Genomic DNA, 12,303 nt, shown 5'->3' with positions numbered 1-12,303 from the left:
ATATGATAAATTAAAATATATGATTCCTTCTAAAAAAATTAGTAACTTTGTAAGCAATGCTATTGCTAAAGAATTAGAAAAAAAGGAACTGGAACTTACTTTGGCATATAAAGATGCAGAGCAAGATAATGAACGTCAAAATTTGCTAAAAGAGTGGGATGCAATAGATGACATTAATAAAAAATAAAGAAATAATACGAGGCAATATTTATTGTCCCACTTTGGGAGAAAAACCCCGCACTTGCAGTGCGTCGTTTTTCTCCCAAAGTGGGACACTCAATAGTCTCCCCGTCAAAAGTCTAGAAGGATAATATATAATATGCTTAGCAGATAAAAATATATAGAGAATCCATAAGAAAAAGCTATAATATTGGCAAAAAACTTAAGGATTATCTGATTAATGCCGATAGAAAATATAACAAAGTTGCAAAGACAAGGACAACTTTTTGGTTACAAACTGACCGAAGAATTAAACCACAATAATAAATTATATAAATTAAGATCATTAATAAATTGGTCTAGTTTAGAGGAATGGTTGTCAGCAAATGTTGATATTAAGAAATTTGGTAGGAATCGCAGATGTCACCGCCTGTTACTTGGGGTGACTATGCTGCAAGCGATGTATAACCTGTCAGATGCAGCGACTGAGGAAGAGTTAAGAGAGAACGTATATTGGCAGTATTTTTGTGGTTGGGAATATTTGCAGAAAGATGCTGAAATATCAGAAGCTAGTATCCGTCGGTTTCGTACTATATTAGGAGAAGATGGCTACAATGAGATATTAAAGGAGCTGATAAGAATCGGATGCAAAGCAGGTGTAGTAAAAAAAAAGACTTAGCATCGATAATAGTTGATACTACTGTACAAATTAAGAATATTAAGTATCCCCATGATGTGTACTTGATGGATAAGGCAAGAATAGAGCTAGTAAAGCTATGTCATGCCTTAGGCATCAAGTTAAATGAAACATATGCCAAGCAATATAAAAGAGATATATTAAAATTATGGAAATATAAGGATAATAGTAAAGCCAAGAAGCGTAAGAAAATAATGAGGCATTTAAAAGTATTACTGGGTCGTTTAGTTAGGATATGTCAGCGAGAAATAGCTAAAGCAAAGTTAAGTTTATCGGCAAGACAACAAGAAATACTGAATAAGATAAAAAAGATACAAGTACAATCTATATTGAGTAAAGCAGAAAAAGAACAATATAAAGAAGAGAATAAAATATTATATAGTTTTCATGCACCGGAGGTAGAGTGCATTGGTAAAGGGAAATTAAACAAGCCATACGAGTTTGGTAATAAGGTTTCGATAGCAGTAAGTGGTCGGGGTAACTTTGTATTAGGGACAAAATCTTTTCATGGCAATCCATATGATGGGCATACATTATCGGAGACTGTAGAGATTGTAAAAGAATTAACAGGAGTTGAAGTAGCAAGAACCTTTGTTGACTCAGGTTACAAGGGGAATAATTTTAAGGAGAAGGGCAAAGTGTATAGCTCATATTGCAAGAAGAAACTATCGTCAGATGATAAGGCAATGCTCAAGAGACGGAGTGCCATAGAACCGATAATAGGGCATCTTAAAAGTTATGGTAGAGTTGGCAGAAACTACCTGAAAGGGGTAATAGGAGATGTCATTAATCCGTTAATTTCCGCTGTAGGATTGAACTTACGGTGTATTGCGAATCATTTACTCAAAACAAATTTTTCTACATAGAAATTAGTCAGTAAAAAAATAATCAAATAATTACAAAATCGTTAATAAATCATCATGCAAAAATTCTCTAAAAATCATCTTTTTGTACCAAAAATTTAAATCAAAAAAATTAAACTCTCAAATTTTATACAAGAATTTTTGGCTAAGGTATTAAATTTTGAATTTTTCTTAATTTTTAGCACTTTTGACGGGGACAGGAGTTTCGCAGTTAGCAAAATTGCGAATCAGCTAAAAGGCATCTAATGTTGTTCTGAATTGATGTTTTTATAACTTCCCAAGTTTGTTGATATAAAGTAATTTTTTCATTTATCCTCCTTTTGTTCATATCGAGCCAAGCAAATACAGCAAGGCAAATATGATTTCTCTGAGCTCGACCCGTGCGTGCCTGACAGCGTTCAATACCACAAGTTTGTTTTAATTCTCGATGATAAACTTCTATAGACCACCGTGCCTTAACAATTTTCTCTATTTGTTCACGTGTTGGATTTTCTAAGTTAGTTGTTATGTAATCAATGCGACCATTTTTTGCCACAAACTTAAATACCGTAACCCAACCGTATCCACGTAGGTGAATTTTTAGTCCCTCATCAGGAATCTCTAAACTTTCTAAGCTAACATTATGATTAACTTTTCTATTTTTTCTTAGGTTACTAACCCATGTCCAACCTAAATTACGTATATGTTTCAAATTCTCCAAACCGCTATACCACGCATCCATTACTACTGCATCAGGATTGATCCCTCTTTCCTTAGCTAAAGTAAGCATATCACAAAAATGCTCATTCTTTGTTTTTCCATCAGTTTCTTTATCATATATTCTATAATCTACAGGGGTAGATTGATCAGTTTTAGCATTGTAATGCAGTAAGTTGACCATCCCTATACCAGGTATAACATCATGTACAGCTCCAGAATATTGATAATGTACAAGCTCAATTTTCTTACTGTATTGCTTTGACAATAACGTGTCATCTCCCACTAATAAACAAGAAGCTTCCCTATCAATATATTTTGACACTTCTCTGTAGATCCCGCTAGGGCGGAAATCCTTACTATTTAACCATCGACTTGCACTATCATGAGATAGGTTTATTGGACTTACTTCAGATAATGCTTTACCACTATATCTTACGCTACTTGCTTGTAAAAATGATTTATATAAGTCTTTGCTACATTTTGATCTTGCCATGCTTAACTAAAACTCTTTCTTGCTAGATTAACATATTTTTTGCTAAGTGCGAAACTCCTGGGGGAGACTCAATAACAACCAGCTGAAGCTGGTGGGTTAATATCTAGACTGGAAGTCGCTATTACTCTAAAGAGATATTACTAATGCCTGTGCTATCTCTCTGATCCTAATTCTTATAAGTTACCCTGCAATACTTTTGTAGCGATATTTAGTGATCCAAACAACATGAAAGCGATGGTAAAATACAGTGTGGCTAGTCTTGTTATAATCTGTCATATATGATATTTTAATATACATGAAGAGCTTGCTCTTATGTATATTAAAATATCATATATTCAAGTTATAGTGAATTGAAATATTAGAACAAGGACTGAAGTCTTTCCCAGCTGAAGCTGGGGGTTTTAACCAAAAAGGTGACTATAAAACTGAGATTATTAATATTGAAAAAGCTATTAAGGTTACTTTAAGTTTGACTTAAGTAACCTAGGTTTGATATAACAAGTTATCAGTATCATCTCTGCTCGGGTTGATGACATAGGGACTATTACTCCTTATACTTCATCTCCATAGAGTAAGGCACAACCTTTGAAAATATTTTACCAATTATTGGTACTTTAGTAATAACGTTACTTGCAAAAAAGAAAGAAGGTATTACATTACCTTTAAGCTTCATTTGATGTTTATTAGTATCAATTGTACCTTGCATTGTAAAATCAAAAAATGGTCCGGTAGCTGATGTATCAGCAATATTTATGGTATTACCTATATAACTAAATCTACCTGTCATGTTCCTAAACATGATATCCTTATTATTTAATATAAAACTCATAAAACCTGGGAAAGAAACAACCGATACCATTCTAGTAAGAAAAGGCACATCGGTAGTAACAAAGTGCTTGATATCAAATGTTCCATCTACGATTGGTATCACTTCTCCCTTTCTAGCATCATATCTTTTTGTATCAAGTGTCAGATTTATAATACCAGATTTCATTTTATTATACATACCAATACCTCTAAATAAAGCTCCAGCATTATCACAGGTAACTATCCATTGTTCTAGATCTTTTTTATCTGTAAGTAGCATTTTAAAAGATTTAGTACCAATTTTTGAATTTAAAGAACCAAAAAAACATTTGATTTTATTACAATCAATTTGTAAATTAAGCTTATCAAGCATTATATTATTTTTTAACCTTACCCTATCTACATCAACTGTTAAATGAATATTTTTTGGATCTCCTTCTTTCTCTAAGAATTGCATCATATTAGATTCAGACAAATCTAGTTGTTTCCCATGAATCTGAGCATTCAAGCTATCTTTACCTAAAAGCAATTTTCCTACTAGATCAGTCGTATCATACTTCATTACAGGTAAAGTAACATCATACTTATCTTCTGCTACTTTAACCTTACCAACTATTTTTAAGTTATTTTCTCCCGAAAGATTAAAATCAATATCACCATTTAGGTTATTATATAACTTGCCAGTTAAAGTAAAGTTAGCTTCACTACCAAGTTTTTTATGTATAGATATTTTATCAATATAAAATTCTAAGTTTTTGAGGTTAGTATTGGCTTTAATTAAGCTTTTCCCATCTTTTTGCTCTTTATATTCAAAATCTAGGACACTACTACCTGAGATTAACTTTAATATACCAACCTTTTGGTTATTACCCATAATGGTAGTTTTTACTTTTAATAGATTCTGATAATCATCTTGGTTATTATCAGTGACATTAACATCGATAAGTAAATTACTGTCATAGCCATTAATTTTACCTATACCGATCAAATTTACCTTATCGCCATTAAATTTTCCAGTTATTTTGGCATTTTTTAATATAATATTGTCACTAAATGCTTTTCCATTTACTCCCGTTATTATTGTAGAAATGTCATAAGTATTTTTGATAACTGGGCTAATTGGTATTATTATGCCAATTTTTGAGTTAGCGATTCCAGTAATATTTTTAAGATCGATCCCTTGTTTTTTTATCTTGTTATAATCCTCATTTGATATGAAATCAATTAAATCGTTAACTCTCCCCTTAGCATCAGCATTAACAATAAAATTTGATTTATCCATCCCTTGCCAATCAAAAGTTATTACCCCACCTGAAATAAGACTATTACTACTATATGCTTGATTTAATATGAACTTAACAGATAGCCCAGATATAATAACATCAGTATCAATTTTTCGTAAAGGGGGATAGTCTTTATCATATTGATATTCAAGATCTACAACATGCAGCTTAGCCTTCAATGCAGTTTCTAAGGAAATATTCTTTTCTAAAGAATTTTTATCAAAATTAAAATCAAATTCTCCATTTCTAATATAACCACCTTTCATATATTCCTGTAGAAATAAAATTACTTGATTATCAGGAATAATTTTCTCAGCAATTTGATAAATCATTATAGGAATATTCTGAACATTACCACTTGCTTGAATTATGCTACCATCCAATACACTATTGAATAATAGATAGGCTTTATCACCAAACTCTAGTTTGCAATTGATCGATTTCTTAGAAGCTCTAGAAATTTTACTGTTATAGGAACAAAACCCTTCACCATCAGGTAATTTCTTGCCATAACTATCAAGCAAAGAGACATTTTTTATAGACCCCAAATTTAACTGTGTTGCAATCTTATTTTTAAAAAAATCTACAATGGAACTAGCAGATATTTTGGCATTTATTACTAGTTGATCATCTTTAGAGATTAAGGAAAAACTATCTATATCAATAGTACTAAGAATTAAAGGCTTGGTTGTTATATCATCAATAATAAAACTGATTTTGAAATTAGTAATTTCGCCTTGGGCGTTATTTGCTAAATCCATAAAGATTTTATCGATTGATAGAATATTATTTCTTACTTGTAAGTTACCTATCCGTATTTTCATAGCTTTTTTATCAAGGATAAATTCTATTATCTTCTTAATTGGCTTATCTAAATATCCTTTACTACTACTTAATATTAATAAAGTTAATATTAATAAAGTTAAAATTACTACAATTGTGCAAACTATTATGCTTAGGTTAATAAAAAATCTTTTAATGAGCATCATCTTGTTATTTAGTACTTGATCAGTTAATATATACTTTGCAGCAATATAGCACAACAAACTTGTTGCACTAAGTATATACTGAAAAAAATTTGAAAATTATTTATGAATATTAGACTTCATTTTATAGGTACTGGTTACGTTGGATTAGTATCTGGCGTAATGATGAGTTACTTAGGACACGACGTTACTTGCTTAGATACCGATATTTCTAAAATCGATCAGCTTAAAAAAAATATTTTACCAATTTATGAACCAAAATTAGCTCAGTACCTACCGCCATTAGTAAAGTCTAGTAAGTTGAAGTTTACAGCCAACTACTCGGCTGAATTAAGAAATGCCCAAGCGGTATTTATTACAGTAGGAACACCACCACTACCTTCAGGGGAGGCAGATTTACAATATATTTTTACTGCTATCGATAATTTATGTGAATGGATCAACGATGATTGTTTGATTGTTATTAAATCAACTGTACCTCCAACAACATGTAACCAAATTATTGATTATTTAAAAAAAAGGAATCTTAAATTTCCTGTTGCCTCAAATCCTGAATTTCTTAGAGAAGGTACTGCTGTAGATGACTTTTTAAATCCTGATAGAATATTAATTGGTACAAATAATAAATACGCAGAAGATTTATTAAAAAAGATATACATGCCTTTGACTACAAAGAATATATCTCTTATATGTACTGATTTGGTTACGGCAGAACTTACCAAATATGCCTCAAACGCTTTCTTAGCAACAAAGATTGCTTTTATTAATGAAATGGCAAATTTATGTGAGAGAACTGGGGCAAATATCAAAGAACTATCGATTGCTATAGGACTCGACAAGAGAATAGGTAAAGAATGTTTAAATGCTGGTCCTGGATTTGGTGGCTCATGTTTTCCTAAGGATCTCTTAGCACTTTCACAAATAGCGGGGCATTATCAATGTAACTTACAAATAGTTAATTCTGTTATAAGTAGTAATGATCAAAGAGCCTATGATATGGCGGATAGGATTGATTATATCATAAATGATAATTTGACTAATAAAAATATTACCGTATTGGGTCTTACTTTTAAGGCTGGTACAGATGATATTAGAAGCAGCCCTTCTATTAAAATCATCAAAATTCTAGTTGATAAAGGAGCTAATATTATAGCCTTCGATCCAATAGGTATGGATAATGCTAAAAAAGAGCTAAAAAAAATATTTTTTGCCGATTCAGCACTTAGTGCTTGCCAAAATAGTGATATAATTGTAGTGGCAACTGAATGGTTGGAGTTTAAAGATTTAGATTGGTCACTTATTCGCCATCAAGTTAAATCTCCTATAATTATTGATTTCAGGCATATTCTTGACGGAGATATGCTAAAATCTCTTGGGTTTAAATATTATCTTATTGGTACACAATATGAAGTTTGATTTTATTCACTTAAGAGTACAAAGCTCATATTCATTTCTTGAGAGTGCCTTAACAATTGATCGTATAGTAGAGCTGGCACAATTACACAAAATGCCAGCGATTTGTTTAGCAGATAAGGGTAACTTATTTGGCTCACTAGAGTTTGCTCTAGCTAGCTGCAGGGCAGGAGTACAACCTATAAATGGGGCAATTGTAAACGTTGCTTTTACTAAAGATAATTTTGGTGAAATGGTGCTGATTGCTAAAGATGAGGTAGGTTACAAAAATTTACTAAAAGCAGTTAGTGCTAGTTTCACTGAAAATGATCGCAAAATTTGTAATCATATTACTTTTGATGATTTAGTTAAGTACCATGAAGGGCTTATTATCTTATCCGCTTATACTGATGGGATAATTGGTAAAAGCCTGATTGATGGAAACGAAGAATTAGCCATTTTTTGGACCACTAAGCTACAAAGCATTTTTGGTGATCGTTTCTATTTTGAGATTATGCGGCATAATTTAGCAATAGAACAATCTATAGAAGCAAATTATATAAAAATAGCCGATGACCTTGGTATTCCACTAATTGCTACCAACAAAGTATTGTTTAGCGATGTTAACATGCATGATGCACATGATGTATTATTATGTATATCTGCTGGTGTTAGTAAAGAAGAGGAGAATCGTAAAAAGGTTAGTACTGGTTGTTATTTTAAATCACCAAAAGAAATGCTAGAACTTTTTAGTGATTTACCTGATGCTGTACAAAATACCGTCCATTTAGCCCAAAGATGCCATTTTATGGCACATGCTAATCCACCAATGTTACCAAATTTCTCTAGTCTAGATATTAATGAAATAGATCTAATTAAGCAAAACTCCACAGCAGGATTACTATCAAGACTTGATACAAAATTTAAATGGGAAAATATTGCCATAGATAAACAGCAAGATATTAAACAACAATATTTAACTCGTCTTAATTACGAACTAGATATTATTTGTCGGATGGATTTTGCTGGCTATTTTCTTATAGTCTCTGACTTCATAAAATGGAGTAAAGAGCAAGGTATTATGGTAGGACCTGGTAGAGGCTCTGGGGCGGGTTCAATAGTTGCTTGGAGTCTTCTTATCACTGATCTCGATCCTATTAAATTTGGTCTACTATTTGAGCGTTTTTTAAACCCTGAACGTATATCAATGCCAGATTTTGATATTGATTTTTGTCAAGAACGGCGAGAAGAAGTTATTAATTATGTACGTTCTAAATACGGGGATAATAAAGTTGGTCAAATCATCACTTTTGGTAAGATGCAGGCAAAAGCTGTTATCAAAGATGTATCACGAGTTCTTGGCTTGCCTTATAAATATGCCGAATATCTAACTGAGCTTGTGCCATTTAATGCTGTTACTCCCGTTACATTAAATCAGGCTATAAAGGAAGTAAAGGAGTTGAACAACGCCGCCCATGGCAGTGGTCTATATAATTTAGATGGTCAAGAGGAGCTAATAAAACAAGTATTGGATACATCCTTAGTGCTTGAGGGACTTAACAGGCATGCTTCTACACATGCAGCGGGAATCGTTATAGCTGGCAAAGATTTAGTAGAAATATTACCAGTTTATAAAGACCTAAATTCGGATATGTTGGTAGTACAATATTCCATGAAATATGCTGAGATTGCTGGTTTAATTAAATTTGATTTTTTAGGTCTGCAAACTCTGACTGTTATTACTAAATGTCTAGAATTATTAAAACAACAAGGCGTAAATATTGATTTTAGTAATATGCTATTTGATGATCAAAAAACTTATGAACTGCTGTGTAGTGGCAGAGCTACCGGTGTTTTCCAGTTTGAAAGTAGTGGAATGCAGGATGCTTTAAGACGTCTTAAGCCTGACTCCATCCAAGATATAATAGCGTTAGGAGCATTATACCGCCCTGGTCCTATGGATAATATCCCAACTTATATTGCTTGTAAGCACGGTTTGCAGCTACCAGATTACTTGCATGAGATGCTTAAACCAATCTTAGAAGAGACTTATGGAGTTGTTATATATCAGGAACAGGTCTTAGAAATTGCCAAAGTAATTGCCGGCTATAGCTTAGGTGGAGCAGATTTACTTCGTAAAGCCATGGGCAAAAAAATAAAATCTGAAATGGCAGAACAAGAAGAAATTTTTGTTAAAGGGGCAATGGCTAACAACGTCTCACGTCAGCAAGCCCAATCTATTTTTGCAACGGTGGCTAAATTTGCCAGCTATGGTTTTAATAAAGCACACGCATCAGCCTATGGGGTAATATCTTATCAAACAGCTTATCTAAAAGCCAATTTCCCAGCTGAATTTTTAGTAGCTTGTTTAAATCTTGAATTAAATAATCATGATAAAATCAATCTATTCATGCAAGAAGCTAGAAATAACAACATTACTATTATTCCTCCTAATATCAATCTTTCCACTGGTTATTTTAGTACTACTCATGAAGAAGGAAAGACATTTATTATCTATGCCCTAGGTGCTATCAAAAGTGTCACAGCTACTTTTGGCAAAATATTAGCAGAAGAAAGAGTTAAAAATGGTAAGTTTAAAAATATTATAGATTTTATTGAGAGGCTATCGCTTAAATCTATTAATCGAAAATTATTAGAGAATCTTATTAAAGCCGGGTATTTTGATACGTTACATTCTAATCGTAATCAGTTACTGTTAAGTATCGCTAAACTTTTAGCTTACGCCTCTTCCTATCATGCAGAAAAAGTTTCTGATCAATTTAGCCTGATTAAGGTAAATTCTGCAAGTCAACAAGTGTTAATTGAAGCAGAACCACTTGATAATAATACTGTCTCTTCTTATGAATTTGAAGTATTAGGACTATTCATTACGCTACATCCATTATCAAGATATCAAGATTTGCTAGCTAGGCTTAATATTGCAACATCACTTGACTTGCAAAATGATAGTGGTGCTACTTCTAGTAGGCAGATAAGGATAGCTGGGGTAATACAAAAAAAAGATTCACGTATGTCATCTCGTGGAAGGTTTATAACCTTACAACTATCTGATCAGTTTGGTATTTTCGAATTAACTATTTATAGTGAAGAAATACTTAAAAATTTTGTTCACTTACTTGACATTCAATGTCTAGTTGTGGCAAACTGTGATTTGTTTAAGGATGCTGGAGGAACAAGGTTAATCGCTAAAAGCTTCACAACTATTGACGATATAATGAATGAAGAACGACTAGAGATAAAACTCTATCCACAAAATCATTATGAACTATGTCAAATCGTTGATTTGCTTAAAAACCGTATTAGCCCTGAACGTAGTAATACAAGAATAATTTTACTGCTTAAAGTGAGTATACAAGATGAATTTCAAGAGTTGGCTAGGTGTACAAGTGGTGAGCGGACTAGGCGTAGTCAAATCGTTGTTCCTACGCGAAGTTCCATCGTGCCACAACGCCAACACTTGAAAGGCAAAGGGTATATAAATAATAACTTTACTGCTCGAGTCCATTTACCAGAAATTTTATGTCTAGAAACTGAAGATTTTGAATTTTTAAATCGGTTTATGTTAGGTTCTAGTTAACCTGAATTCGATGTAACAAGTTACATCGAATTCAGTATTATATATAGAAACAATCAGGTTTGAAGCGGCTGCCCACCTGATTGTTAAAATATAATACTCCATTCAATATGTGATTTTAATAATTAAAATCACATATTGAATGATGAAAAAAGTTAAAAAATCGTCTATTAGTGAAGTGCTATTGTAAGGCTTAAACCGTCATTGCGAGAAGCCGCTGCAAGAAGGGGCAACGTGGCAATCTTGTGAAGTAGTACTCAAATCACCTAGAGGTCGCCTAACAAAGACAGATATTACTTCATGAGATCGCCACGTCGGCGATTTCATCGTCTCCCTCGCTAATAGGCGGTTCTTTGGCTAAAACCTTTCCAGTTTAGCTATAGCTTCGATTAATCCTTTAAATAAATTTAAATCTAAATCATTAGGGTTTAAATATTCAGGATGCCATTCTACTCCTATAACAAATTTGTGATTTATTGTCCCACTTTGGGAGAAAAACCCCGCACTTGCAGTGCGTCGTTTCAACATAAATTTTAAATATCTTATCAAGAAAAGATAGGATATTTTTTAACAAAATCTTACACTTCACAGATATATTTTTTTGTGTTGTGACACTTTCTAAATGAGCCATACACAAATAGTTTCTAACTTTTAAGTTAGTACATACATGAGGCATTCATGCCGTAATATTAAGCTCTGCACTTGCAGTGCAGAGTGGTTAACTGTATAAATTTGGGTTTCTACTATGCAAATATCACCGATTAATCAAAACTTACGCTATGTTTTATGATAAGTGGCTTTGTACTGAGATATTATTAAAATTCTTTACTATGAAAAAATGCCTTTCAGCCAAGGTTTTTAGTCATACTTGAGATAACATAGCGTAAGTTTTGTAATAAAAACTAGTTGAAAAAGTACCAATTATATTATAACATTTGAAATATTAATAATAATGATAATTAATCAAATGAAAAAACCAAAAGTAGCGACCTTAAGTGCTGAAGAACGAGAAGAACTAATACAACATGTCAAGGAAAGTTCATTAACGGGAGATGAACAGCAAACGATAGTAGAACTTGTGAAATTTTGTAATGAGCTAATAGACAAGCTAGCATCATCAAATATCAGTATAAATAAGCTTAAGGAAATGCTGATTGGTTTTAAGGCAGATAACAAAAAAAAGATAGTTCAGATTCATTAAAAGAACCGCCAAGTGAATCTGATAACGGGAATGGTGGTAATGAAGAAGAGTGCGATAAGCCCAAAAAGATAGATCGTAGTAATTGGCAAGGTAAATATGGGTTTGATGATTATAAGGATGCGAATACC

Annotated in this window: 8 protein-coding genes and 1 pseudogene; 6 read left to right on the top strand and 3 right to left on the bottom strand. The window is 32.5% G+C overall.

The genetic code is table 11. From position 1 onward, the window contains the following. Positions 1-19: 19 nt before the first annotated feature. The 3 genes from AAHN00_RS04745 (at position 20) to AAHN00_RS04735 (ending at position 1,722) form a co-directional block, all read left to right on the top strand. Entirely contained in the window at positions 20-187 is a 168-nt protein-coding gene (locus AAHN00_RS04745) for a hypothetical protein (protein WP_342272275.1), read from the top strand. Positions 188-400: 213 nt separating this feature from the next. Next, positions 401-838, top strand: coding sequence for a transposase (locus AAHN00_RS04740; RefSeq protein WP_342270975.1), 438 nt, complete (start codon positions 401-403; stop codon positions 836-838). Then, on the top strand, positions 805-1,722 hold the full coding sequence (locus tag AAHN00_RS04735; protein WP_342272274.1) for a transposase: 918 nt from the start codon (positions 805-807) through the stop codon (positions 1,720-1,722). The genes AAHN00_RS04740 and AAHN00_RS04735 overlap by 34 nt, the downstream gene beginning before the upstream one ends. Before the next feature lie 208 nt (positions 1,723-1,930). Here the strand turns inward: AAHN00_RS04735 and AAHN00_RS04730 are convergent, their stop codons facing one another. Beyond that, positions 1,931-2,911 carry a transposase gene (locus tag AAHN00_RS04730; protein ID WP_342271025.1) on the bottom strand — a complete coding sequence of 327 codons (981 nt, stop codon included), beginning with the start codon at positions 2,909-2,911 and terminating at the stop codon, positions 1,931-1,933. 544 nt (positions 2,912-3,455) lie between these two features. Then, entirely contained in the window at positions 3,456-5,990 is a 2,535-nt protein-coding gene (locus AAHN00_RS04725; protein WP_342272273.1) for a DUF3971 domain-containing protein, read from the bottom strand. Between the two features lie 108 nt (positions 5,991-6,098). Here AAHN00_RS04725 and AAHN00_RS04720 point away from each other — a divergent pair, with 108 nt between their 5' ends. Then, positions 6,099-7,403 carry a UDP-glucose dehydrogenase family protein gene (locus tag AAHN00_RS04720; RefSeq protein WP_410521431.1) on the top strand — a complete coding sequence of 435 codons (1,305 nt, stop codon included), beginning with the start codon at positions 6,099-6,101 and terminating at the stop codon, positions 7,401-7,403. Then, a pseudogene (dnaE, locus tag AAHN00_RS04715) lies at positions 7,393-10,740 on the top strand (DNA polymerase III subunit alpha); the annotation flags it as partial. The gene AAHN00_RS04720 and the pseudogene dnaE, both read left to right, overlap by 11 nt. Before the next feature lie 670 nt (positions 10,741-11,410). On the opposite strand, the gene AAHN00_RS04710 reads toward dnaE, so the two are convergent. Further along, complete coding sequence (locus AAHN00_RS04710; RefSeq protein ID WP_342272271.1) at positions 11,411-11,605, bottom strand: hypothetical protein; 195 nt, start codon at positions 11,603-11,605, stop codon at positions 11,411-11,413. 336 nt (positions 11,606-11,941) lie between these two features. Here AAHN00_RS04710 and AAHN00_RS04705 point away from each other — a divergent pair, with 336 nt between their 5' ends. Next, the gene (locus AAHN00_RS04705) at positions 11,942-12,175 is read left to right on the top strand and encodes a hypothetical protein (protein ID WP_250310741.1); all 234 of its coding nucleotides are present in this window, start codon (positions 11,942-11,944) and stop codon (positions 12,173-12,175) included. Positions 12,176-12,303: the final 128 nt, after the last annotated feature.

The organism is Candidatus Tisiphia endosymbiont of Parasteatoda lunata (assembly GCF_964030955.1).
Taxonomy (GTDB): domain Bacteria; phylum Pseudomonadota; class Alphaproteobacteria; order Rickettsiales; family Rickettsiaceae; genus Tisiphia.
This window is presented reverse-complemented; position numbering and strand designations above follow the sequence as displayed.

Coding starts and splice junctions, on each gene's coding strand:
- AAHN00_RS04745 (WP_342272275.1), top strand. CDS start 20: ATGATTCCTTCTAAAAAAATTAGTAACTTTGTAAGCAATGCTATTGCT.
- AAHN00_RS04740 (WP_342270975.1), top strand. CDS start 401: ATGCCGATAGAAAATATAACAAAGTTGCAAAGACAAGGACAACTTTTT.
- AAHN00_RS04735 (WP_342272274.1), top strand. CDS start 805: ATGCAAAGCAGGTGTAGTAAAAAAAAAGACTTAGCATCGATAATAGTT.
- AAHN00_RS04730 (WP_342271025.1), bottom strand. CDS start 2,911: ATGGCAAGATCAAAATGTAGCAAAGACTTATATAAATCATTTTTACAA.
- AAHN00_RS04725 (WP_342272273.1), bottom strand. CDS start 5,990: ATGATGCTCATTAAAAGATTTTTTATTAACCTAAGCATAATAGTTTGC.
- AAHN00_RS04710 (WP_342272271.1), bottom strand. CDS start 11,605: ATGGCTCATTTAGAAAGTGTCACAACACAAAAAAATATATCTGTGAAG.
- AAHN00_RS04705 (WP_250310741.1), top strand. CDS start 11,942: ATGAAAAAACCAAAAGTAGCGACCTTAAGTGCTGAAGAACGAGAAGAA.